The sequence below is a fragment of the bacterium SCSIO 12827 genome, from assembly GCA_024397995.1.
Classification (GTDB): Bacteria; Pseudomonadota; Alphaproteobacteria; order Rhodospirillales; family Casp-alpha2; genus UBA1479.
In genome coordinates this window covers 1,214,805-1,239,330 of record CP073746.1, presented here as the reverse complement: position 1 = coordinate 1,239,330, position 24,526 = coordinate 1,214,805, and the positions used below count along the sequence as shown (strand labels likewise).

The 24,526-nt window shown below is 63.1% G+C and carries 21 protein-coding genes; 6 read left to right on the top strand and 15 right to left on the bottom strand.

Annotation, left to right across the window (positions count from 1 at the left end):
• Nucleotides 1-17: 17 nt before the first annotated feature.
• Together KFF05_05800 and KFF05_05795 are read left to right on the top strand one after the other, a co-directional pair.
• Nucleotides 18-2,192 carry a hypothetical protein gene (locus KFF05_05800; protein ID UTW52872.1) on the top strand — a complete coding sequence of 725 codons (2,175 nt, stop codon included), beginning with the start codon at nucleotides 18-20 and terminating at the stop codon, nucleotides 2,190-2,192.
• Between the two features lie 138 nt (nucleotides 2,193-2,330).
• Nucleotides 2,331-3,071 carry a sulfite exporter TauE/SafE family protein gene (locus KFF05_05795; GenBank protein UTW52871.1) on the top strand — a complete coding sequence of 247 codons (741 nt, stop codon included), beginning with the start codon at nucleotides 2,331-2,333 and terminating at the stop codon, nucleotides 3,069-3,071.
• Between the two features lie 10 nt (nucleotides 3,072-3,081).
• Here KFF05_05795 and mnmA read toward each other — a convergent pair whose 3' ends face one another.
• A complete protein-coding gene (gene mnmA, locus KFF05_05790) occupies nucleotides 3,082-4,197 on the bottom strand; it encodes a tRNA 2-thiouridine(34) synthase MnmA (protein UTW52870.1) in 1,116 nt (371 codons plus the stop codon).
• 53 nt (nucleotides 4,198-4,250) lie between these two features.
• A complete protein-coding gene (locus KFF05_05785) occupies nucleotides 4,251-5,018 on the bottom strand; it encodes a DUF599 domain-containing protein (GenBank protein ID UTW52869.1) in 768 nt (255 codons plus the stop codon).
• A gap of 108 nt (nucleotides 5,019-5,126) precedes the next feature.
• On the opposite strand from KFF05_05785, the gene KFF05_05780 reads away from it, so the two are divergent.
• The gene (locus KFF05_05780; protein ID UTW52868.1) at nucleotides 5,127-6,779 is read left to right on the top strand and encodes a PAS domain S-box protein; all 1,653 of its coding nucleotides are present in this window, start codon (nucleotides 5,127-5,129) and stop codon (nucleotides 6,777-6,779) included.
• 3 nt (nucleotides 6,780-6,782) lie between these two features.
• Here the strand turns inward: KFF05_05780 and iscX are convergent, their stop codons facing one another.
• From iscX to cysE, 10 genes are all read right to left on the bottom strand, one after another.
• Nucleotides 6,783-6,983 (bottom strand): Fe-S cluster assembly protein IscX, encoded by a 201-nt coding sequence (gene iscX, locus KFF05_05775; protein UTW52867.1) that lies wholly within the window; start codon nucleotides 6,981-6,983, stop codon nucleotides 6,783-6,785.
• 21 nt (nucleotides 6,984-7,004) lie between these two features.
• The gene (locus KFF05_05770; protein ID UTW53600.1) at nucleotides 7,005-7,346 is read right to left on the bottom strand and encodes a ferredoxin family 2Fe-2S iron-sulfur cluster binding protein; all 342 of its coding nucleotides are present in this window, start codon (nucleotides 7,344-7,346) and stop codon (nucleotides 7,005-7,007) included.
• Between the two features lie 32 nt (nucleotides 7,347-7,378).
• Nucleotides 7,379-9,319 carry a Fe-S protein assembly chaperone HscA gene (gene hscA / locus KFF05_05765; protein UTW52866.1) on the bottom strand — a complete coding sequence of 647 codons (1,941 nt, stop codon included), beginning with the start codon at nucleotides 9,317-9,319 and terminating at the stop codon, nucleotides 7,379-7,381.
• A 3-nt stretch (nucleotides 9,320-9,322) separates the two neighbouring features.
• The gene (gene hscB, locus KFF05_05760; GenBank protein UTW52865.1) at nucleotides 9,323-10,030 is read right to left on the bottom strand and encodes a Fe-S protein assembly co-chaperone HscB; all 708 of its coding nucleotides are present in this window, start codon (nucleotides 10,028-10,030) and stop codon (nucleotides 9,323-9,325) included.
• Nucleotides 10,031-10,057: 27 nt separating this feature from the next.
• On the bottom strand, nucleotides 10,058-10,378 hold the full coding sequence (locus tag KFF05_05755; protein UTW53599.1) for an iron-sulfur cluster assembly accessory protein: 321 nt from the start codon (nucleotides 10,376-10,378) through the stop codon (nucleotides 10,058-10,060).
• Nucleotides 10,379-10,483: 105 nt separating this feature from the next.
• Nucleotides 10,484-10,867, bottom strand: coding sequence for a Fe-S cluster assembly scaffold IscU (gene iscU / locus KFF05_05750; GenBank protein ID UTW52864.1), 384 nt, complete (start codon nucleotides 10,865-10,867; stop codon nucleotides 10,484-10,486).
• A gap of 60 nt (nucleotides 10,868-10,927) precedes the next feature.
• Nucleotides 10,928-12,184, bottom strand: a complete 1,257-nt coding sequence (locus KFF05_05745) for an IscS subfamily cysteine desulfurase (GenBank protein UTW53598.1) — start codon at nucleotides 12,182-12,184, stop codon at nucleotides 10,928-10,930.
• 49 nt (nucleotides 12,185-12,233) lie between these two features.
• On the bottom strand, nucleotides 12,234-13,373 hold the full coding sequence (locus KFF05_05740) for a cysteine desulfurase (GenBank protein UTW52863.1): 1,140 nt from the start codon (nucleotides 13,371-13,373) through the stop codon (nucleotides 12,234-12,236).
• A 27-nt stretch (nucleotides 13,374-13,400) separates the two neighbouring features.
• Nucleotides 13,401-13,883: an Rrf2 family transcriptional regulator gene (locus tag KFF05_05735; protein ID UTW52862.1), complete on the bottom strand. Its 483-nt coding sequence runs from the start codon at nucleotides 13,881-13,883 to the stop codon at nucleotides 13,401-13,403.
• Between the two features lie 67 nt (nucleotides 13,884-13,950).
• Nucleotides 13,951-14,703 carry a serine O-acetyltransferase gene (cysE, locus tag KFF05_05730; GenBank protein UTW52861.1) on the bottom strand — a complete coding sequence of 251 codons (753 nt, stop codon included), beginning with the start codon at nucleotides 14,701-14,703 and terminating at the stop codon, nucleotides 13,951-13,953.
• Nucleotides 14,704-14,917: 214 nt separating this feature from the next.
• Between cysE and KFF05_05725 the strand changes: the two genes are divergently transcribed.
• The gene (locus KFF05_05725; GenBank protein UTW52860.1) at nucleotides 14,918-15,568 is read left to right on the top strand and encodes an alpha/beta hydrolase; all 651 of its coding nucleotides are present in this window, start codon (nucleotides 14,918-14,920) and stop codon (nucleotides 15,566-15,568) included.
• A 16-nt stretch (nucleotides 15,569-15,584) separates the two neighbouring features.
• On the opposite strand, the gene KFF05_05720 is transcribed toward KFF05_05725, so the two are convergent.
• The gene (locus tag KFF05_05720) at nucleotides 15,585-16,691 is read right to left on the bottom strand and encodes an anhydro-N-acetylmuramic acid kinase (protein UTW52859.1); all 1,107 of its coding nucleotides are present in this window, start codon (nucleotides 16,689-16,691) and stop codon (nucleotides 15,585-15,587) included.
• A gap of 122 nt (nucleotides 16,692-16,813) precedes the next feature.
• Here KFF05_05720 and KFF05_05715 point away from each other — a divergent pair, with 122 nt between their 5' ends.
• On the top strand, nucleotides 16,814-18,064 hold the full coding sequence (locus KFF05_05715) for a tyrosine--tRNA ligase (protein ID UTW52858.1): 1,251 nt from the start codon (nucleotides 16,814-16,816) through the stop codon (nucleotides 18,062-18,064).
• 8 nt (nucleotides 18,065-18,072) lie between these two features.
• Complete coding sequence (locus tag KFF05_05710) at nucleotides 18,073-19,620, top strand: glycosyltransferase family 39 protein (GenBank protein ID UTW52857.1); 1,548 nt, start codon at nucleotides 18,073-18,075, stop codon at nucleotides 19,618-19,620.
• Between the two features lie 7 nt (nucleotides 19,621-19,627).
• Here KFF05_05710 and KFF05_05705 read toward each other — a convergent pair whose 3' ends face one another.
• Both KFF05_05705 and KFF05_05700 read right to left on the bottom strand, forming a co-directional pair.
• Nucleotides 19,628-21,172: a glycosyltransferase family 39 protein gene (locus KFF05_05705; GenBank protein UTW52856.1), complete on the bottom strand. Its 1,545-nt coding sequence runs from the start codon at nucleotides 21,170-21,172 to the stop codon at nucleotides 19,628-19,630.
• Entirely contained in the window at nucleotides 21,169-24,513 is a 3,345-nt protein-coding gene (locus tag KFF05_05700; GenBank protein ID UTW52855.1) for a hypothetical protein, read from the bottom strand. Before KFF05_05700 ends, KFF05_05705 begins: the two co-directional genes overlap by 4 nt.
• Nucleotides 24,514-24,526: the final 13 nt, after the last annotated feature.

Genomic DNA, 24,526 nt, shown 5'->3' with positions numbered 1-24,526 from the left:
AAAAGCGCGGAAGGCACATGGATACCGATGCATTAATCCAAGGCATTCGAAACGGAAATGCGGACGAAGTGGTCCGGGAGTTTCTTGATGCCAACCCATCTCTATCCCTTGAGAACCTTGTGGCCGGCGCCTTACCCTTGGGGCTCCACGACGTTTCGGAGGCTCTGCTGCTGATCCTGCTGAAGGATCAGCCCGAACACGAAGCCGCACACGACCACCTTGCCGAACTGTTCTACCAACAAAAGCGTTATGCCGAGTGCATTCCGCATTATGAATTTCTCTGTGCCCGCTTCCCGGACCGGGCGCCCGCCTGGGGGCGGCTATGCTGGGGATATCTATTTACGCGCGACCTGGAGCATCTGCGCGAAACAATCCGCGCAGCACAGCGCTGTATCGCTGATGGCCATCACTTGAGCTGGCAGGCCGGCGGCCATCCATCCCTGTTTCTATCATCGGAAGAAGCTGACGCGCACCGGGCCCGGCACCGGTCGTGTATCGCAGACATCTCCCGGCGGCGGTTGAATCAGGGGAACGTGTCAGTCGTCGAACCCGCGCACGAGAATGCCACAGCGAGGGGAATTCTCGGTGCGTCCGAGATCGGCACATCCCGCATCACGGCATCGGGGACAGTGGCGTCATCAGAAGACGGTGCTGAATACCGTTTCGAATATGGGAATTCGCCAGACGGTTTGACGTTCTCAACCCCGTGGCGACCCGTGCCCGGAAAATTGAATGCCGAATTCGTAACCTCCCCCCACTGGACACCTGCAGTCTATTCGCTCTATGCCGGGCGCCTGTTCTGGGCACCGGATACGGAAGCATATGTCCTGGATTGGCCGTTCGGCAAAGATCCCAATCACATATCCGGGCTTGGCTTCATGGAACTGGTCTTCGGGCTACACCCGAACAGCTGCCAGATCGACGGCAACCAAGAAATCCATCCCTATGAATCGTCGGATCTGCGTGACGCTGAACTGTTACTCAGTCTCAAGACCGAAAATTTCGATGCCAAAGATTTCCTGCACTGCCTCGGGCTGGGGAACACCTCCGTCTATTGGATGCTAACTGCCCAACCTGTGGACTTGGGGGCCGGGGGCGGCAGCGATGACATCCAGGTCACCTTCCGCCTATCGTCCGACCCGGCAGCATGGACCGCATTCGGCAACAACCCGCAGGAGCAGGCCAATTTCGAACGCTATCAGCACGGCTCGCTCGATGAAGTCCTGTCCCGGCATGTCGGCAATTTCGTCTTTATGGCACCGTTCGGCGACTGGCGGGACACCCCGACCGGCCGTATAAGCATCAAGCAAGCTATTCTGAAATACCGAGACAACAGCATCCTACATCCGGACAGCGGCACTACGCTGATCGAAAGCCCCGACGCCGCTGTATGCGACCCTGCAAATCTCACGAACGGCCGGCGCGGCGACCCCGACGGCGGATGGTTCCACAAAGGCCCCGTGACCAAGCCGCTGGTGTTTCACTGGCGCCTGGCCAAACCCTGGAGCATCAGCACCCTGGTGCTGCATCAGGATGTGGTCTGGCCCACGCGGAAATGTCGGATCGGCGTCACAACGGCGGATGGACAAACCCATTCATGGGAAATCGATTTGCCCTGCGACAACGATCCCCTTACCGGTCTGCGTCAGCTTGTTATCCGCCTTCCCGGCGTCGGTCCCTGTGAGGCGTTCTTTCTCGAATTTCTGGAGGGAGCCACCACCGACGGCCTCGGGTTGGAGGCCGTTGAGCTGTTCGCGGCGGATTATGTCCCGCCGCCCAGCACGGTTCCGGTATCTGTCAGCGAGGAAATCGCAGGGCTGCACCCCGGGTCGACCGTATACTATCGGGTGACATGCCGCAGTCGGAACAAGGTGGAACAAGGCGAGATGGGTAGCATTTCCATTCCCGCCGACGATACGCCGCTTCTTCACGATGTCCGCCTTCAAACGACTACGTCTGATAAGGCCACCATTCAGATCCGCGCCAACGCCATGGGGCACGAGACAGTCATCCATTGGAAGTTGAACGACGACGATTGGCGGGAAACACCCTTGGGCTGGTTGGAGACCGCCGCTCATCGCTATATCACCCTGCGCGACTTGCCCCCCGGCCGGCATAACCTGAAGGTATTTTTGAAAAGCCCTGCCGGCGACAGCCCTCCCCGTATGCTCACGTTTGATTTTTCCCGCTGATCCCTGCCTCAAATGGCTGTGGGACTGACGGCAGCGCAAAGCGTGAATGGTACGGCGGAAAGCGAACCAATGGCCCTAGCCTTTCCCCCCGTTCCCTCATAGCGTTCGGGCTCCCCCCCCCCAGACGAAGGAACACTAATGGGCTTGTTGGAAATCACCATCCTGGCCGGCGCGCTTGCGGGCGGCTTCGTATCGGGGCTAACCGGGTTCGGGACCGGTTTGACGGCGCTGGCGGTCTGGCTGACGGTGATCGAGCCGGCGGTCGCCGCTCCTCTGGTTGTCATCTGTTCGCTGATCTCCCAATTCTTCACCCTGCCAGCGATCTGGCATGCCATTTCCTGGCCGCGCGTTCTGCCGTTTATCGTCGGTGGCGTGGTCGGCGTGCCGCTCGGCACGATGATCCTGCCGATGGTTTCGGTCGACGGCTTCAAGCTGTTCTTCGCGATCTTCCTGGTGCTCTATTGCGCCTTCACCCTGGCGCAGCGATCCGCGCCCAAGCTTGCCTGGGGCGGCAAGCTGGCCAATGCCATCGTCGGCCTGGGCGGTGGGGTGTTGGGCGGCCTGACGGGCCTGTCCGGGCCACTGCCGACCATCTGGGCGACCCTGGGCGGCTGGTCCAAGGACGAAAAACGGGGCGTGTTCCAAGGCTACAACACGGCGATCCTGCTGCTTGCCGTGGTCACCCAGGCAATCGGCGGATTCATGACGCTGGAAGTCGGGCGGGTGGCCCTGATCGCCTTCCCCGCCACGGTCGCCGGTTCCTGGATCGGGCGCAAAATCTACGGCCGCCTCGGCGACAGCTCGTTCAATCAGGTCGTCCTGGCGCTGCTGATGTTTTCCGGAGTTTCCATGATCGTGGCCATCGTCTGGCCGGGCTGAGCGGTGCCGCCTAGCGCGCGATCCAGCCACCGCCAAGCACACGGTCGCCCTGATAGAACACGCAGGCTTGGCCGGGCGCCACACCGTTCTGCGGTTCATCGAAAGTGACGGCGGCCGTATCGTCGCCGGTGCCGAACAGGGTGGCAGCCACGGGTTTGAACATCGATCTGATCTTGACCTCGACCCGATGCACCTTGGCCCGCAAGGGACCGTCGCCCAGCCAATTGACCTCGTGCACGTTCAGGCTTTCCCGGCCCAAGGCGGCCTTGGGCCCGACGACGACGCGCCGGGTTTCGGGTTCCAGCCGAAGCACATAAAGCGGATCGCCCATCCCGCCGATGCCGATGCCTTTTCGCTGGCCGACCGTGAAGTGGATGATGCCGTCGTGGCGGCCCAGCACCTTGCCCGTCTGATCGACGATGTCGCCGGGGTCATGGGCTTCCGGGCGCAGGCGTTCAACGATGCGGGCATAATTACCGTCGGGCACGAAACAGATGTCCATGCTTTCCGGCTTATCCGCAACCGCCAGCCCCAGGCGTGTCGCATGGGCGCGGGTTTCCGCCTTGTCCATGCCGCCCAGCGGAAAGCGCAGAAAATCCAACTGCGCGCCCGTGGTGGCGAACAGGAAGTAGCTCTGGTCCTTGGAGGCATCGGCGGCGCGGTGCAGCTCGGACCCCGCCTCTCCCTGCACGCGGCGCACGTAATGGCCGGTCACCAGGGCGTCGGCGCCCAGTTCGCGGGCCTGGCCCAGCATGTCCTTGAACTTCACCGTCTGATTGCAGCGCACGCAGGGAATGGGCGTTTCGCCGCGCAGATAGGTGTCGGCGAAATCGTCCATGACTTGGTCCTTGAACCGGCTTTCGTAGTTCAGGACGTAATGGGGAAAACCCAGTTGGTCGGCGACGCGGCGCGCGTCGAAGATGTCCTTGCCGGCACAGCAGGTCTTCTGTCCCGGGCTTGGTTCACCCTGGTCGTACAACTGCATGGTCATGCCGACCACGTCGTAGCCCGCTTCCCGCACGAGCGCGGCCGCGGTCGAACTATCGACACCGCCGGACATGGCGACGACGACGCGGGTGTCCTTAGGGTTTTTACCCAAGGCCAGATCGATCACGGGAGTACTCATGGGGCGGAATATAGGGCTTTCGCCGGGGGAAACAAGGCACCCGCACAAAGCATCTATGCCACCGGCGGCGTGCGCGCGCCCCTGGTGTCCGCCGCCGCCTCGTCAGCAGCGCCCAGTTCATCGAGGGTCTTCAACGTGACGGAGCGGAAATCCCGGCGATAAAGCACCAGCAGAACCCAGACCGTCGTGCCGAACAGCATCAGCGGATGAATGAACCAGGGCAGCAGCGCCAAGGCGAAATAATAAGATCGGAGGCCCCGATTGAAGTTGTCCTGGGCGCGCGACAGGATCGTCGCCGCGCGGGGCGGGAACTGGGCCGTGATCGCGGCATCGCATTGTCCCGCTTGGGGGGCCGCCCCGATCATCACCAGGGTGTAATTGAACTGGCGCAGACACCAAGCGAACTTGAAGAAGGCATAAACGAACACCAGCACCAGGATGAACACGCGGAATTCCATCAGCCGCCGGGATGCCGGCTGGGCCATGGACACGTCATGGATGATGACCCGCAGATCCTCGATCTGGCCCAACAAGGCCACGATCCCGGCCAATACCAGCAACGTGGTGGAAATGAACAGACTACCCGATCGGATGTAGGAATTGACGATCTGCACGTCGGCCATGCGGTTGTCGCGCTCCAGCATGCGTTCCATCCAGCGCAGGCGATAATCGTGCAGCACGACCGCCATCGGCCGCTTGCCCCAGGCAATCTGGTCGGCAAGCATTGTATAAAGCATCGCCCCGGCGAAAAACCAGGCAAGCGCCAGGGCATCCAGCAGCGGAATGGACGTGTTTAACAACATGGTCTCGCTTAGCGACATGAAACCCCCTCATCAACTGGAACGTCGACCTGCACTATCGGTCTATGTCATTCGGTCTGCAAATAGGTTACACACGAATTTCGCCCTAAGCAGGTCTAAGAGGCCGGGATGCCGGGGAAGAAAGAGCCGCGAAGCCTAACGGAAAGCGCATTGATCGCCAGGGTCGAGGCTCTGGAGGCCGAGCTTGCGCAGCTGCGCGCCCATGCCCGTTCGCAAAACATCCCGTTGCCGACCGCGAGGGGCCCTGCCGCGCAGACCGCCCCCGCCCTGATCGGCGCCCTGGAACGGGTCGATGACGGTGTCGTGGTCTACGATGCCGAGGACCGCCTGGTTTTCGTCAACAAGGCCTACCTGCGATACCTACCCGAAGACCTGAAGGCGATCTATGTCCCGGGTGCCGTGTTCGAAGACCTTGTCCGCGCCCATACGGACCGCGGCCTGATCGACCAGGCAGTCGGCCGCGAGGAGGAATTCATCCGCATCCGCCTGGACCGTCACCGTAATGCCATGGGCCTGCCGGCACACCGGTTCGCCAACGGCATCTGGTACGAACTCATGGAATACCGCCTGCAGGACGGCGGTATCCTGACCATCCGCCGCGACGTCAGCGAATGGATCGCCGTCACCACGGCCCTGCGTGAGAACGAGGAACGGTTCCGTGATTTCGCCGAAGCCTCCCAGGACTGGCTGTGGGAAATGGACGAGAATCTGCGCTTCTCCTATTTCTCCGACCGCTTCTACTGGGCATCGGGCGTGCGTCCGGAACAGCTATTGGGCCGGTCGCGCCGGGAATCCCTGTGGGACAATCCGGACGAAGAACCCTGGAAAAGCCATATCGCCGACCTGGAGGCACATCGTTCGTTCCGCGATTTCATCCATTCCCGCGTCCGTCCCGACGGAGAAATCAACTATCTGTCCATCAGCGGCAAGCCCGTCTACGACAAGGACGGTGCCTTCATGGGCTATCGCGGCACGGGGCGCAACATCACCAAGCAATGGCGCGCGGAACGGGACCTAGCCCAAGCCAAGGAAGCAGCCGAACGCGCCAACCGCGCCAAGACCGAATTCCTCGCCAACATGAGCCATGAATTCCGTACGCCGCTGAATTCGATCATCGGATATTCGGAACTCATCGGCATGGGCACCCTCGGCCCCCTGGGCAACGAGAAATATGCCGAATATATCGCCAACATCAAACACTCGGGACGTCACCTGCTGGAACTCATCAGTGACGTATTGGACATTTCCCTGATCGAGGCCGGAGAGATTCAGTTTCAGGAGGAAGTATTCGACATCGGCGCTGCGGTCGAGGCCTGCGTCATCTTGATGGAGGAAGAGGCCAAACAGGCAAACATCACCTTGGAAGCCCACTTGGCAACAATGCCTCCGTTCATGGGAGACGAGCGGCGGTTGCGTCAGATCGTCATCAACCTGATGTCGAACGCGATCAAATTCACGCCCGACAACGGCACCGTGCGGGTCGACCTTGAAAAAACCGCCGAAGGCGGCCTGCTGATCCGTGTCTCTGATACCGGCATCGGCATCGCCGAAAAGGATTGGGAAAAAGTCCTCAGCCCCTTCGGCCAGGCCGAAGGCCCCCTTGCACGGCGTTTCAAGGGTGTCGGCCTGGGGTTGCCGCTGGTCAAGAACCTGGCGGAAATGCACGACGGTACGTTGGAACTGGACAGCAAACCCGGCAAAGGCACGGCGGTCACCGTCCGCTTCCCAGCGGCGCGGCTTCGGGTCATGGAAAGCGGCTGACGGTCAATCCCGCTCGTCAAGCCAGGCCATCTGAATGGCCTCCAGAACCTTTTCGTTGGATTTCTGTGGGTCGTCGTCGAAGCCAGGCAGTTCCTGGACCCATTTCCACAGGTCCGTGAATCGCAGGTTGACCACATCCGCGTCGGGATGGGCCTCTTCCAGCTCGATGGCGATGTCGATGGTGTCGGTCCAGCGCAGTCCCATCGGAACCTCCCTTAATCCGGGTCAGACCTTGCGGTCGACCATCATGTTGCGGGTCGCCTTCGGCAAGGTCACCTTGAGGCCGTCCAGGTCCTCGCTCATGACGATCTGGCAGCCGAGGCGCGAGGTATGGGTCAGCCCGAATGCAAGGTCGAGCATGTCCTCTTCGTTCTCGCTCGCCTCATCCAGCTTGGCGTAAAAATCCGGATCGACAACCACATGGCAAGTCGAACAGGCAAGCGAGCCTTCGCAGGCGCCTTCCAGGTCGATACCGTTGCGGTGCGCGACCTCAAGGACGGACAGGCCTTCCGGTGCGTCGACTTCCTTGGGCGTGCCGTCGGGCAGCACGAAGGTCATTTTGAACATCTTTGTCATGATTTTTTTCGTTCCTCGTTCCGTCAGTCGCCGACGTCGGCGGACTTGCGCGCATGGTTGTAATCGCGCACGACATCGTCCCGTTCGTGGGCGGCCTCATCCAGGCGGTCGACCTCGACACCGCGCAGGGCCGCGCGGATACCGCGGTCCATGCGTTTTTCGGCGAAGGATCGCGTGCCTTCTTCCAATTTCTCGACCGCGCCGTTGATGGCGTCACGGTCGTCGCCGGCGATCGCCGCCTCCGTCATCGCCAAAAGTGCAGTGATTTCCGTGCGCTCGCCATCGTCCAACAGATCGCCGTCGATCTCCATCGCGGCCTTGACCGCGCCCAGGGCACGGCCGGCCTCGACCCGTGCCTCGGCGATCAGACGCTGCGTCATGTCTTCCTTGGCATTCTTCATGCTGTCGTAAAGCATCTGCGACATCTCGTCCTCGGACAGCCCATAGGACGGCTTGACCTCGATGCTCTGCTCCGTGCCGGTGATTTCCTCGCGGGCACTGACGGTCATCAAGCCGTCGGCATCCACCGCATAGGTCACGCGGATGCGCGCCGCACCCGCGACCATGGGCGGAATGCCGCGCAAGGTGAAGCGCGCCAGGGACCGGTTCTGGTCGACCATTTCCCGCTCGCCCTGAACCACATGCACGGCCATGGCGGTCTGGCCATCCTGATAGGTCGTGAACTCTTGCGCCTTGGCCACGGGGATCGGCGTATTGCGGGGGATGATCTTTTCCGTCAGCCCGCCCATGGTCTCGATCCCGAGGGACAGGGGCGTGACATCAAGCAGCAGGGTGTCCGAGCCCACCGTCAAGGCCTCGGCCTGCAATGCCGCACCCACGGCGACAACCTCGTCCGGATCAATATCGGCCAGCGGTTCACGGCCGAACAATTCCGCGACCTTGCGGCGGACCAGGGGGACGCGGGTCGAGCCACCGACCAGGACCACGCCCTTGACGTCGTCCGGTGTGACCTCAGCGTCGTCCAGAACGTCCTCACAGATGCTGAGCGTACGGGCAACCAGGGGTGCGATCAATTCCTCGAAGGCCGCGCGGTCGAGGGAGAACGATTGCTGTTCGTCTCCCATCTCCATCGCCCAGGAACCGCTTTCCGCATCGCTCAGATCTTCCTTGACCTGGCGGGCGATGGCGATGGCCTGTTTGACCGCGCCGGCACCCGGCGTTTCACCGGTCCAGTCCTTGAGGAAATGTTCGGCGATGGCGTGGTCGAAATCGTCACCGCCAAGTGCCGCGTCGCCGCTTGTCGCCAGAACCTGGAACACGCCCTTTTCCATGCGCAGTAGCGAGATGTCGAAAGTACCACCGCCCAGATCGTAAACGGCGTAAAGGCCTTCGGCCTCCTTATCCAGGCCATAGGCCAGCGCCGCCGCCGTCGGTTCGTTGACCAGGCGCAGAACCTCGAGCCCTGCCAGCCGGGCCGCATCCTTGGTCGCCGTGCGTGCCGCGTCGTCGAAATAGGCGGGCACGGTGATGACGGCGCGGGTCACCTCGCGGTCAAGCACGCCTTCGGCCCGTTCCTTCAGCGCCGTAAGGATATGTCCGGAAATCTCCACCGGGGTCAATTTGTGGCCGCCGACGTTGATGCGCACCATGGCGGTGCCGTCTTCCGACGGTTCGACCTGAAACGGCAGATGGCCGGCCACCGCCTTGATGTCGCCGATGCCGCGGCCCATCAGGCGTTTGATGGAGCTGACGACGCTGTCCGGGCGCATGGCGATCAGACTTTTCGCCAACCCGCCGACGATGGGGGAACCGTCAGGCGCATAGGCGACGACGGAAGGCACCAGGGCTTGTCCGTCTTCGTCACGCAGCACTTCCGCCTTGCCGTCGACGACAACGGCAGTCACGCAATTGGTGGTGCCCAGGTCAATGCCGACGGCGACATTGGCGTCACCTTCATGGGGGGCCGGGGTTTCGCCCGGCTCGTGAATCTGCAACAGCGCCATGGCTCAGCCCCTTCCGCGCAACTCGGCACGGCGGGCACGCGTGTCATCGGCCAGCTTGCGCAGGTATTTCAGGCGCGTGATCAGGGACGCAGCCTGCTCAAGGTCGGCCGCGGCGAAGGCATCGGACAGTTCGTTTTCACAGTCCGTGATCTCGCCCTGGGCGCGCTTGGTCACAGCAGCCACGTCCTCGGCGGTTTCCGCCTCGGCCAGCGCTTCGCGCATTTCCATCGCTTCCATCAGGATCATCGGGTCGACCGGCGCATTGCCGTCTTCCTTCAACACGTCCCGGCCCATCAGGTTGGCCAGGTAGGCGGCGCGCGCCAACGGGTCTTTCAAGGTTTCATAGGCATCGTTAAGGCTGGTTGCCTGTTGCTGGCTCAGGGTCTTCTCCTTGGGCGTGCGGGTGGCGAAACGATCGGGGTGCAGAAGGCGCTGCATTTGGAAATAAGATTTTTCAAGCATTGCGGTATCGATTTCGAACCCACGCGGCAGGCCCAAACGCTGGAAATGATCGGCCTGCCCCGGCGGCTGCACGGCCTTGCAGCTTGAGCAGAAGGGTTCGCCCAGCGCCACCGGTCCCTGACAGGACCAACAGGCTTGGACGATCCGGTCCTCGGGGGCCTCTTTGGGATCACGTCGGGCCGCGCCGTCTGCTCTCGCTTGCACCAGCGTCACTTTCCTTTTCGCCGAATATTCAGAAGTTGCATTCATGCGCCGGGATTACCCCCGGTCGGGTGATCACACGTGGAACGACTCGCCGCAGCCGCAGCGCCCCTTTTCGTTCGGGTTCTCGAAGGTAAAGCCGGATTCCAGCTTGTCCTCCACGAAGTCCATTTGGGTCCCGATGATGAACATGGTGGCTTTCGGGTCGATGAAGACACGCACGCCCTTGTCCTCCACGACTTCGTCGAACTCGTTCTTATCGTCCGCGAATTCAAGGGTATAGGACATGCCCGAACAGCCCTTCGTCCGGATGCCGATGCGCACACCGGCGGACGGTTTGCCACGGCTGGCCAAAAGCGCTTTGACGCGCTCTGCGGCCTGATCCGTGATGGTCATCATTTGTGGTCGTTCAGTCATGGTCGCCTACTTCTGTTCTGGGCCTTTGCTTAACCCCGCCGGCGTGCAGGAGGCAAGCACCCCCTGCCGTTCCGGCGGATCGGATCAAGCGCCCTTCTTGGCCTTGTAGTCTGAGATCGCTGCCTTGATGGCGTCTTCCGCCAGCACGGAGCAATGGATCTTGACCGGCGGCAGCGCCAGTTCCTCGGCAATCTGAGTGTTCTTGATCGAGCCGGCTTCCTCGATGGTCTTGCCCTTCACCCACTCGGTGATGAGCGACGACGAGGCGATGGCCGAACCGCAACCGAAGGTCTTGAACTTGGCATCTTCGATGATGCCCTCCTCCGAGACCTTGATCTGCAGCTTCATGACGTCGCCGCAGGCGGGCGCGCCCACCAAACCGGTGCCGACGCTGGTGTCGTTCTTGTCCAGCGTTCCAACGTTGCGCGGCTTTTCGTAATGGTCGATGACTTTTTCGCTGTAGGCCATTTTAGTCTCCTGTTCCTAAGAACTTATTGTATTTGGTTATTGTGGTCGTTTGGAGGCGGATCAGTGTTCCGCCCATTCGATGGAGGAGATGTCGATCCCCTCGTTGTGCATGTCCCAAAGCGGGCTCATTTCGCGCAGGCGCTCGACCTCGCGGATGATGCATTCCACGGCCTCGTCGACCTCTTCCTCCGTCGTGAAGCGGCCGAAGCCGATGCGCAGGGAGGTATGGGCCATTTCGACCTCGACGCCGAGCGCGCGCAGCACGTAGCTGGGCTCCAGCGAGGCCGAGGTACAGGCCGAACCCGACGATACGGCCAGATCCTTGATCCCCATCATCAGGCCCTCTCCCTCGACGAAGGCGAAGGAGATGTTCAGGTTGCCCGGGATGCGCTGATCCATGTCGCCGTTCAGGTAGACTTCCGGCAAGCGGCCGACGATCGACTGATACATGCGGTCACGCAGACGGCGCAGGCGTTCGTTCTCCGCCCCCATTTCCTTTTCCGCGATGGCGCAGGCTTCACCCAGACCGACACAAAGCGGCGTCGGCAAAGTGCCGGACCGCATGCCGCGTTCCTGGCCACCGCCATTGATCATCGGCACCAGGCGGACCCGCGGGCGGCGGCGCACGTAAAGGGCGCCGATGCCCATGGGGCCATAAATCTTGTGGCCCGAGATCGACATCAGGTCGATGTTCATGTCTTCCACGTTGAGCGGAATCTTGCCCACCGCCTGGGCGCAGTCGGTGTGGAAGAAGGCCCCTTTCTCGCGGCAGATGGCGCCGATTTCCTTCAAGGGCTGGATCACGCCGATTTCATTGTTAACCCCCATCACGGACACGATGGAGGTCTTGTCGGTGACCGTCTCGCGCAGCACGTCCAGGTCGATCAAACCGTTCTCCTTGACCGGCAGATAGGTGACCTCGAAGCCTTCCTGTTCCAGGTGGCGGCAGCTGTCGAGCACGCATTTATGCTCGGTCACCACGGTCACGATATGATTGCGCTTTTCCTTGTAGAAATGCGCAACGCCCTTGATCGCCAGGTTGTTGGATTCCGTCGCACCTGAGGTGAAGATCACTTCCTTCGGGTTGGCACCGATGATCGAGGCGACCTGTTCGCGGGCGATCTCGACCGCGTCTTCCGCTTCCCAACCAAAGAAATGGCTGCGCGAGTGCGGATTGCCGAACTGTTCAGAGAAGAACGGCAGCATCTTTTCCACCACCCGCGGATCGGTTGGCGTGGTCGCCTGGTAATCCAGATAGATGGGCGCTTTCCGATTCTTCAGCGTGTGCGGAAGTTCGTTCTTTTCTTGTGTTGTCATGGCGCTCATTGCGTCAATTCCTTCCAGGTGTCGTCGTCTAGTTACTGCGTCAGGCAGCCAGGCTGCCTCCGCCGATACGGGCATGAAGGCCCGTCCAGGCGGCGGTGAATGTGTCGATGTCGTCTGCGGTCGTGGTCCATCCCAGGCTGACCCGGATGGCGGATTTCAAATCGTCTTCGTCCGCGCCCATCGCCGCCAGCACATGGCTGGGCGCGACCTTGCCGGACGAACAGGCCGCCCCGGCGCTGACGGCAATGCCCGCCAGGTCGAAGGCCATGACCTGGGTCTCCGACGACACACCCGGCATGGTCAGGCAGCTTGTCGTCGCAAGGCGGTCACGATCCTTGGCAAAAATCTTGGCGTCCGGTACGGCGGCCGTGATTTCGGCCTCCATACGGTCGCGCAGAACGATCAGACCCTGCAAGCGGTCGACGTCGGCCTTGGCCGCCTCGGCCGCACGGCCGAAACCGGCGATGCCCGGCACGTTTTCCGTACCGCCCCGGCGTGAGCGTTCCTGCCCGCCGCCGCGGATTGCCGCGGTTGCCTGATGGCCGGGGGCGACGATCAAGGCGCCGACGCCCGGCGGCCCCCCGATCTTATGCGCCGATAGAGTCATCATATGGGCGCCCAGGGTAGGGAAGTCGATGGCCAGCTTGCCCGCCGCCTGAACCGCGTCACAATGGAACACGGCGTCGTATTCCGCCGCCAGTTCGGCAATCCGCGCGATGGGCTGGATCACGCCGGTCTCGTTATTGGCAAGCATCACCGACACCAGGGCACGGCCGCCCTCGACCCGATTCAGCGCATCCTTCAGGCAGACACCCAGTTCCGCCAGATCGACCACGCCATCGGCGTCGACAGGCACCTGAATGACGTTATCGGCACCGTCCAGAACCGACACATGCTCAACCGCCGAGGCGAACACGGGCCCTTCGGCCCCGCCCTGCGGTGCGTTGGCCAGGGCCAGGTTATTGGCCTCGGTTCCGCCCGAGGTGAAGATCACATCCTCGGCCCGGGCACCGACCAGCGCCGCGACCTGTTCGCGCGCATCCTCAACCAGCATGCGCGCCCGGCGGCCGGCGCCGTGCACCGACGACGGATTGCCCGTCGCGGTCAGCGCCGCGGCCACGGCCTCGGCCGCTTCGGGCCGGACCGGCGTGGTCGCGTTATGGTCAAGATAGACGGTCATCGGGGTCTCGGTTTTGCCTCGAACTCTCTATTGCGCCGCGACGGTCGCGGCGTTGTTGCGGTCTTGTTCCTGCTGGTACAGGCGGCCGGAGGTGCCCAGCACCTTCTTCTCGACAACGTCTTCCAGCGATACGGACGACAGGTACAGGTAGATCTGGTTGCCCAGTTCCTCCCACAGGTCGTGGGTCAGGCAGCGCGCCCGGTCGGCCTGGCAGCCCGTGGGCTGCCCCGGCGTGCAACGCGTGGTCTTGATGGGCTCGTCCACGGCCATGATGATGTCGGCGACGCGGGTGTCGGCGGCGCCGTAGGCCAGCAGATAACCGCCGCCCGGGCCGCGCACGCTCTTGACCAGGCCGGCCTTGCGCAGCTTGCCGAACAGCTGTTCCAGGTAGGACAGGGAAATGTCCTGCCGGTCGGCCACATCGGCCAGCGCCACGGGCTTCGCCGATGCATTCGCGGCGAGATCAACCATGGCCATCACGGCATATCGGCCTTTTGTACTAAGTTTCACGTTCCGTCTCCTTCAAAGATCGCACCATGTACGGCGTATCCGTGCGCGGCATCGATCATATTCCCCGCTACTTGTCCCCGGCGGCGGCCTTGGGGCGCATGCCCCGGGTTGGTTCGCTGTCTTCTTTGTCGTCTTCCGCGGCTTTTTCGTGGTCTTCCAATTCGGCGACCCGGTTCATCAGCACGTTCAACTGTGAACGCAGGTTTTCGATGGTCTGCATGACCGGGTCCTGGCCGTCGGTCGGCGTGCCATAGGCCTGGAACGCCTTCGCCCGCTCTTTGTCCTTGGGCAGAACCACCTGGGCCGGGTTGCCGACGGCGGTGACGCCCGGCGGCACATCCTTTGTGACCACTGCGTTGGCGCCGACCCGCGATTGCCGGCCGACGGTGATCGGCCCCAGGATCGCCGCGCCGCAGCCGATGATGACGCCGTCGGCGACCGTCGGATGGCGTTTCTGGCCGCGCTGGCTGTCCGCATCCACGGAAGGAGCCACACCGCCCAAGGTAACCTGGTGATAGATCGTCACATCGTCACCGACCACGGCGGTTTCACCGATCACCACACCGCCGCCATGGTCGATGACCAGACGTCGACCGATCTGGGCCCCCGGGTGGATTTCGATCAGGGTGACCCAGCGCGCGAAATTGGAAACCAGACGCGCGACGAAGAACAGTTTATGGCCCCACAGCCAGTGCGCAACGCGGTGCCAGACGACCGCGTGGAAGCCCGGATAGGTAAAGAAGATGGCAAGCGGCCCCTTGGCCGCCGGGTCGCGCTCCTGAAAGGCGCGGATATCTTCTTGAATACTCTTGAAAATCATGGGCTTCACACTATGTTATCGGGGCTTTCCGCAAGGCGCGTCTGCGCGCCCCTGGGTGGCCCAGGCGTCGTTACCCGGAATATAAGATGCCCGACTAATCCTATCAAGTATTTCCAGGCAATCGGCGGCTTAATTAAGCCCGTACGCATATTAAGCCATAGCTTTCCACTCGGATATTAACCGGAAGAACCCGTTTCAAGGACCTATAACACCCATGCCAGAAGTCATTTTCAACGGGCCTGAAGGCCGCATCGAAGGCCGTTATCACCACGCCAATGACCCGAATGCGCCGGTCGCCCTGTTGCTCCACCCCCACCCGGAATACGGCGGGACCATGAACAACCGGGTCGTCTATGCCATGTATCAGGCCTTTGTGAAGCGCGGATTCTCGACCCTGCGCTTCAATTTCCGCGGTGTCGGACGGTCCCAGGGCAAATTCGACAACGGCCAGGGCGAATTGAGCGACGCCGCCACGGCGCTCGACTGGATGCAGGGGCATAATCCCAATGCCTCGACCTGCTGGATCGCCGGATTCTCCTTCGGTGCCTGGATCTCCATGCAGTTGATGATGCGCCGGCCGGAAATCTCCGGTTTCATTTCGGCCTCGCCGCCGGCTTCGATCTACGATTTCTCGTTCCTCGCCCCCTGCCCGGCCTCGGGCCTGCTGATTCACGGCAAGTCTGACGAAGTCGTGCCCGTGGGCTCGGTCGACAAGTTGGTGGAAAAGCTGTCGTCACAGAAGAACATCGAGATCGACTACCGCACCATCGACAAGTGCGACCACTATTTCTCGGAGCATCTGGACAACATGCTGAAGCATGTCGAGGACTATCTGGACAAGCGTCTGGTGGAGCAAGCGGCCTAGCCCCCAGGCCGGCCCCTTATCCCTGAGCAGGATACAGGCGGCCGCCTGACAGCGGCTCGCCAACCCCCGTGGTACCCGGATAGGTCAGCGCCAATCCCTTCAGTGCGCGCACGGCCAGGAAGGCGAAGGCCTCGGCTTCCAGCGTATCACCGCTCCATCCCGCGTCCTCGACCGGCTGGACCTCAGCCCCCAATGCCCGGCGCAGGCCCTGCATCAGGGCCGCGTTATGCCGCCCACCACCGGTGACCAGCCAGCGTTTCGCGGGCTGCGGGAAGAACTGCGCGGCACGGGCCACGGAGGCAACCGTGAAAGCGGCCAGCGTCGCCGCCCCGGCATCCGTCGAAAGCCCCTGAACAGGGGCCAGGTCGAACGCGTTCCGATCCAAGGACTTGGGCGGCAGCATTTCGAAATAATCGTGGGTCATCAAACGCTTAAGAACGCTCTGGTCGACCGTTCCCTGGGCCGACACGGCGCCGTCCCGGTCCATGGGTTCTCCGGTCTTTTCCTGCATCCAGTCATCCAGCAGCGCGTTGCCCGGCCCCGTATCGAAAGCCAGAAGCGTACCGCCGTTGCCGATCTCGTCAGGGCCGATCCAGGTCACGTTGCCGACCCCACCCAGGTTGAGAACGGCAAGCGGCCTTTCCAGGCCCCGCGCCAGCGCACGGTGATAGACAGGCGCCAGCGGCGCTCCCTCGCCCCCCGACGCGACATCGTTCAGCCTCAGGTCGCCGGCCACATCGATCCCCGTTTCCCGCGCCAGCCGCCCCGCGTCGCCGATCTGCCGCGTCACCCCCAATTCGGGACGGTGCAGCACCGTATGGCCATGGAAGCCGATGACGCGGATGTCGCCGGGCGATTTTCCTGCCGCAGCCAACAGTGCCCGAACGGCATCGCGGTGACGGTCCGTCAGGCGGCCGATCAGGTCGTTTTCCGGCACCCGGATCAAGGGATCATGCCCAAGGGCGGCGCGCAGGTCGCGGCGGAAATCGGCGTCATAGGGATGGGTCAGGGCCGGGCCGCGCCAAACGACGGCCTCGCCGTCCGTTTCGATCAGCGCCGCATCAATGCCGTCCATGGACGTGCCGCTCATCAGGCCGACGGCAAGGCAGGTGTCTTCAGGCATGGGTTCCCCCCGGAAAAGATGCGCCGGATTGTGTCGGCCTGTTCCCGCCCGGGCAAGGCCAGAATGCGCCGCCGTGACGACGGGAATATTGCCCAACCCGCGCGGGCGCGGTAAAAGCCGCCATGACCAAGCTGAAATCCCAATTTCTGAACGACGCCCAGGCGCGCGGTTTCATCCATCAGTGCACGGACATGGACGCCCTGGACGCCCTGGCGGCCACGAAAACGATCACCGCCTACATCGGATTCGACTGCACGGCGCCGTCTCTGCACGCCGGTCACATGATGTCGATCATGACCCTGCGCCTGCTGCAAAAGTCCGGGCATAAACCCATCGTCCTGATGGGCGGCGGCACGACCAAGGTCGGCGATCCGTCCGGCAAGGACGAAATGCGCAAGGCCCTGACCGACGACGACATCGCCGCCAACATGGCCGGCATCAAACAGGTGTTCGCCAAGTTCCTGACGTTCGGTGACGGGCCGACCGACGCGGTCATGGTCAACAACGCCGACTGGCTGGATCATCTCAACTACCTGGGGTTTCTGCGCGACGTCGGCCGGCACTTCTCCATCAACCGCATGCTGACCTTTGATTCGGTCAAGCTGCGGCTGGAGCGGGAACAGCCGCTGACCTTCCTGGAATTCAATTACATGATCCTCCAGGCCTATGATTTCCTGGAACTGTCGCGCCGTCACGATTGCACCCTGCAGATGGGCGGGTCGGACCAGTGGGGCAATATCATCAACGGGGTCGAACTGGCGCGCCGGGTCGACAACCGGGGCCTGTTCGGCCTGACCACGCCGCTGCTGACCACGTCGTCGGGCGCCAAGATGGGCAAGACCGCCGCCGGGGCCGTGTGGCTGAACGAAGACATGCTGAGCGCCTACGATTACTGGCAGTACTGGCGCAACACGGAGGACGCCGACGTCGGCAAATTCCTGCGCCTGTTCACCGACATGCCCCTGGACGAGGTCGCCCGCCTGGAAGCCCTTGAAGGGGCCGAGTTGAACGAGGCCAAGAAGATCCTGGCAACGGAAATCACGCGCCTTTGCCACGGCAGCGACGCCGCCGAAAGGGCGGCGGAAACGGCACGCAAGACCTTTGAGCAAGGGGCGCTTGGCGATGATCTTCCGACCATCGACGTGCCGGCCGCCCGCCTGGACGCCGGCGTGCCCCTGTTCGAATTGCTCCGCGAGGCCGGCCTGGCCGCGTCGAACGGCGAGGCCCGGCGCCTGATCAAAGGCGGTGGGGCGCGCCTGAACGACGAAAAAATTGCCTCTGAAACGGCGACTGCCGGGACCGGTGACCTCAAGGACGGGGTATTCAAGCTCAGCGCCGGCAAGAAACGCCACGCCCTGGTACGGGCGGTCTGACAGGCTCGATGGCGGAAAGCGCATCGCGTCTGTCCCGCCTGCTCGACCGCAACTTAGCGATCCTGACCGACCAGCCGGGCCCGCCCCTGGTGGTCGGCGCGATCATCCTGGCCATGGCGCTGATCCGCGCCACCCTGTTTCCCGGCACCGGCGGTGACGACGGCGAACAGCTGATCTTCTCTCAATTCTTCGCCTGGGGCTATCAGGTCCGCAACCCGCCGCTCTACACCTGGCTGGTCATGGCCGTGTCCCAGGTCACGGGCCCTGGCCTGTGGGCCGTCAACATCGTCAAGTTCAGCCTGCTTTACGCCATGTATCTGTTTCTGTGGCGGGCGGCGTTGCGTCTGTTCGCCACACGGGCCCTGGCCGGGCTGGCCGCCCTGGCGCCGGTGCTGTTCTATTTCGTGGCCTGGGAAGTCGTCACCGGGTTCAGCCATACGGTCCTGACAGCCTGCCTCTATGCGGCGGTACTCTGGATACTGCTGCGCCTGCGCGATGCCCCGCATGGCCGCCTGGCGGATTACGCCCTTTTGGGCGTCGCCATCGGCCTGGGCGGTCTCGCCAAGTACGCCTTCTGGATATTTCTCGTCTGCCTTCTCGCGGCGGCATTGACGGACCGCGATCTGCGCCGCCGAATTTTATCGCCCTGGCTGGTCCTGTCGCTCGCCGTGGCGGCGGCGGTTCTGGCGCCTCATTACCTGTGGCTGGCCGACCGTCTGGACGTCCTGGCCGCACAGGCCGGCGACACGGCCGCCGCTCATGGCGGATTCTCCCTGACCGGTCTGGGTCACGGCGTGAAGGCGGCGGCGGGGTTTCTGTCGCCGTACTGGCTGATCGCCCTGATCTATTTTCCCATGGCGTTCCGCCCGCTCAAAGCACCCGCCCACCCCATGGTCCGTGTTCTCGGCACCTACATGATCCTGGTCCTGGCCGTAACCGCCGTCGGCACCTTGATCCAGCCCGACTTCCGCATCCGCACCCATTACATGTTCGTGCTGCTGTTTGCGCCGTTCTGGGTACTTCTACGGGCCGAGACCGCGGGCATCCCGGTGTCCCGCCAACGGACGCTCGCCGCCCTGATCACCCTGGTGCTATGGGCTCAGCCCTCGGCCCTGATCGCCAAATATCTGTTCGAACCCCTGTCCTGTGGGCGCTGCCAGCACCACATTCCCTACGCTGACCTTGCCGCCAAGATAAAGGGCTTGGGTTTCGTTGGCGGTACCATCGTCGCTTACTGGCATCCGGACCCTCTGCCCGGCAACCTGCGCGCGGCCCTGCCCGGCACGCGGGTCATCAGCCTGAAGCATCCCGACATCATCCCGTCCTTGGCCCCCGAGGCCGCAGGTCAATGCCTGGTGGTCTGGTCCGCGGATGCCGCGCGGGACAACCGATCCACCGCCATCGCCGGCGCCAACAGTCTTCTCAACGCCGGCATCGCCCCGGACACGCCGCAGCGTCTGGTGATTTCACCGCTGGAGGGATTGCCGATGCTGACCAGCGGCAAGACGGCGGCCCTCGGCGTGATCCTGACCCCCGGCACGGGCGATTGCCGCTAAGCCCTGCCTAACGGCAGGTGCCCTCACCCTCCAGCACCACGAAAGACCAGGACAGACGTTTGTCCGGATTGCGCGGCAGGGGATGCGAGGTGCGGCGGAAGATCGTCTGCTTGGGCACGGGAATGCCACCCCGCAATTCCTCGATCAGCATCCGCCCCTCCCCACCGCCGGACGGCCCACCGGACCAGATCAGCGCGCATTTGCCGCCCACCCCCGCCTGCCCGGCAGCGTTCGGGGGGGGCATGTAATCGCGCCACCGGGTGCTGATTACGCGGGCGTGGGGAAAATAGCGGCGCAGATTTCCGGCAATCTGGTTCGGACGATCCACGGCGACGATGGTCCCGGCACTGAACCCGGCGACGACCAGACTGCGGGCAAGTTCCTCGTAAGGAATGAAGAAATTGCACTTGCGGCAGGTTTCCGGCCCCACAAGCCCCCGTCCGACAAGGCCCGCCGGCACGGCCAGCGCGACAACCACAAGGGCGGCCGTAAACCAATGCAGGCGGCGCTTTGCCCCGCCGTCATCGGTGAACACCTTGATCCGCAGCAACAGGTAAAGCGGCAGCGGGAACCACACCACCATCCAGTTGTTGCGCACGTCCGCCGCCCCCATGACCAGGATCGCCGTGACGCAAACCACCAATAGAACCAGCAGATAGGCTTCCAGAAACCGTCCCGAATTGATCAGCCGCGCCGACGGATGGGGCAACGGCGCCAAGGCGCCGGGAAACATCCCAAAGGCAAAAAGCAGGAACGGCGATACCAGGCCGAGGGTCGCCAAGACGAATTGCCAAAGCCCCCGGCCCGCCGCCGCCAGCCGGTCGTCGATCACGGGAAACAGGCGCCCGGCCCCGGCGGCGCCCGCCACGGCGTCGGCATCGGTCAGGAAATGGGCCAGAGGCAATGCCGCGACCCCCGCCGCCAGGATGAGCGCCGCCAAAAAGCGCAGGCAGAACACCCGAGGCCGCAACCCGGGGTGCCGCCACGCGGCAGCCAGCAGCGGCACAAGGAACAGGATGAAATTGTATTTCGCGAGCAGACCCGTGGCGATTGCCAAGGCGACCCACAAATAATCAGTCCAGCCGGATCGCGTTTCCAGGCGCAGGACCAGCCAGAACGCCGCCGCCATGGCCGCCAGCAGCAGGACCGTGTGGGAATAATTGACGACCGTTTCCCAGCCGATAAAATAACAAGCGAGCAGCGACAGCGGCGCCAGGGCGGCGAACAGATTGTCCGCGAACAGCCGCCGCGCGGCCTGATACACAAATACATAGAACGCGGCGAGCAGCACATATTTGACCCCGACCACCGCCCCCATGGTCGGGCCCATGACAGCCTCGGCCGCGCGGATCAGCCAAGCATAGAGTGGTGGCTGGCCGGTCTTATAGGCCAGCGCCCAGGACTGTGTGTAATAGAGGATTTCCGCGTCATCGTCGGAGCCTCCCGGAAACAGCGTCAAGCGCAGGACCAGCAAAACCGTCACATAGGTCGCCAACGCCACGGCCAACCGGCCCGGGCCGGCGGCAATGATCCGGCCGGTCAAAGCGTTCATTTCGGCGTCGGTACGGGGTTTAGGTCTTTGGGCGCCGCCGGTGAATCCCCGAATACGCCGAACAGGCGGCGCAGGAACCCGGGGGCAAGCGCCGACAACGGGTTGACGTCAACCTTTGGATCTTCCTGCGGACCGGTCATGCGGAAGTTGGCGGCGAACAAACCGCTGCCCTTCTCGCCGCCGGTGAAGATGTTGCCCAGGATCGGAATGCGCCCCAGGGCCGAGTTGATGGCATAGGCCGGCACCACCGTGCCTTCCAGATCGACAATGTCGGCATGGGTATAGACCGTGCCCGAGGCCGTGAAGCCCAGGGACGTCCCCGCCGCGCGGGCATCGGCGATTTCAACCACGCCCGAACGCATGGTGAAGGGAATGTCGAGCACGGCAAAGCCCAGGCCATCACCCTGTAGCGCATCAAGGATGCCGGTCAACGCCATGATGCTGACCAGATGGGCCAAGGCCGGGGCCTTCAGCACGCGGTAATCGCGGATCAGCAAGCGGCCTTTCAGGGGATGATCGGGGTGGCTGTCATCAAAGGTGCCAGTCAATTGCAAGGCGCCGCCCTGCATGTTGTCGTAGAAGCCGAGCGTGCGCAGCACGACGCCCGCATCGGCGGTGCTGATATCAACCGTGCGGTTGGCGCCGTTCAGGCCCGGCTTGAGTTCCACGTTCAACGCCGTGGCGCCGTCGAGGATGGATTTCAGATAAACCGTACGCCAGATATTGCCTTCACGCTGGAACGTGCCGGATACGTCGCTCAGGGCCCGTTTGTCGTCGATCCAGACCTTGTCGAACTCGGCGGCGAGTACGAAGTCCCCCAACACCTCCCCGCCCTCGCTTTCGGTCAGGTCCTTCCACACCGGCGACAGATCGAGCCCGGCGCCATGGAACCCCAGATCCCAGGCGCCATCGGCGCGCCGGATCAGCGCCCCCTTCATGTCCGTGCGGCCATGGTTGATGCGGGTGAAATCGATGCGCTGAACGGACTTTCCGTCGTCCTCGAACGTCCCCCGCCCGGCGACGGCCAGGTCTTCGGCATAAAGCGCGAAATGGGTGATCTCGCGCGCCTTATCCTGCTTGAAGGTGACGTTCATTTCCGCCCGGCCGGCCGCCCCAAAGGGCTTCTTCCACTTCACCCGGTCGACGGCCAATTGTGCTTCGGCCAGGTCGGCGCGGACTTCGACCCGCGTTTCGTCATTGTTCAGCACCGTGAAGCGCAAGTTGGCGCCGACGGCGCCGCTGACGTATTCCTCGTTCAGAAGGCCGACGTTCAGGCCCAATTCGCGGATGCGCTCGACATCGGGAATACGCCCGGACAGGTCCAGGATCGTGCGGAAGGCGACCTTATCGCCGAAGTTTTCACGCCAGGAGATATCCGCCGGCATGCCGGCGACGATGCCGTTGCCCTTGACCTCCATCCCGCGCTTGTCGATGGACATGGTCAAGTCGGCGGCGTCCAGATCGAAACCGTGCAGGGCATGGGGGATCGCGGCCTCACGTAGGCGCGCGTCGGCGGCGATGTTCACGTCTTCCAGCTTTAGATCAAGGATCAGCGGAAACCCGATACGCAGACGAACCTTGGCTGCCCCCTTGGTGCCCTTGGGGTCGACCTCCATCTTGGTCGCATAGGCGAGCGGCGGATGGTCAATCAAGGCCAGGGCCTTGTCGAGCTGACCCGCGATCGTGGCCTGAATTTCCGCCTGTTCCTTGCCGGTCGACAGGCCGGTGATGAACAACTGCCCCTCGCTGAGCACCATCCCGCCCGATTTGCCCTGGCTGACAAAGACGTCAAAGCGTTTATGGGTGAAGGTCGATTTACCCGCCAGGTCCGTGATGTCCGGCATGCCGGGAAGGTAGGACAGGACCGTGTCCCGGAAATCCATGTCGCCAACCACCGAGGTCAGCGCCCAGCCGCCCGTCCCGCCGCTGGCACGGACCTTCATGTTGAGGGTCGGGACAACGCCGTCCTTAATGTTTTCCGTCCACCAGTTGTAGACATCGGGCGCCCATTCCGGCGCCCAGTACTTCCGGATGTCCTTCAGCGGGGTATTCCGCAGTGCCACGTCGAAGGCGCCCACGGCCGCACCCGTCGCGTCTTCCACGGTTCCGGCCAGCACGGCCTGGGGACCGCCCGTGTCGACGGCAAGCCGCGAAATTTCCAACCGGTCATCATCCATCCAGTATTTGCCGGAAAACTGCAGACCGGCGACCGGCAGGCGGTGCGCCGCCGAACCCGGAGAGCGCACACTCGCCCCGTCCTTCGTGGCAATGGTGAAATCGAAGATCTCCGCTGTTCGGGCACGGCCGTCATAACGGCCGGCCAGAACAAGGGATTTGACCGCAATCGCTTCCTGATACGGATCAGGGGTGCGGATTTCACCCTCACCGCCCGTGAAGCGGAACCCGATGTCCTCGGGCGGGCCGTTGACGGTCATGCCCAGGGCGACCGTGCCCTTAAGCGGAAGCTGGATGCTTTCGAAACGCTTGAGGGATTCGTGGAATCCGGCAAGCGCCTTCGGGTCAAGATCGGCGAAGGCGACGCTGACGGCCACGCGTCCCTCGTTGACGAGGTAGCTGCCCTTGGCCGTAACCTCGGAGCGGCGGCCGTTCAAATCCATCTGCAAGGCGACCTCGCCCTGGATACCCGCATCGTCGCGGACCAGTCGGATGTCGGCGACCGGTGCGGTCCATCGGCGGCCCAGGATTTCGTCGACGATCACCGTTTCCGCACCGATGATGTTCAGTCGCGACAGATAGGCCAATTGCGCACCCGCATCCGGACCCGCCCCGGCCTTGGCGATCAGAAGGTCGAGCAACCCACTGCCCAACCCCGTGCCGTCAGACAGACCTTGGCCGTCGGATCGGGCGTTGCCAAGATTGACCTCGAACGTACCGTCGGCGCCGCGCCGCAGGACCAAACGCGGGCCGAACAGCTCGACACTTTTCGGCACGATCGCGCCGCGCCGAATCAGGGCACGGCTGGACAGCGAAAACGAGACTTCGGGGATCGCGGCGACGATGGCCCCCAGATTATCGTACACCAGGACGTCGAGGACGCGGATATCGAGGGCCCGTTCCCACCCGGCCCAGGTCAGGATGGTGTCGCCCAGTTCGACCTGCATGTCGGGGCTGCGTTCGTTGAGCGCCTGTTCGATATAGGGCGTGAGGAAACTGAGGGAAATCGGCCCCTTTGACAACTGCCACGACAGCAGGCCCGCGACGATGGCCACGCCCGCCAGCAGGCCGCCAGCAAGATGCACGGCCCCCCGGCACCACCGCTTCAGATGGCCGCCCGTCCGATTCTCACCCTGACCGCCGTGTTGTTCGACGTTATCTGTCACCACGCCTCCGTTA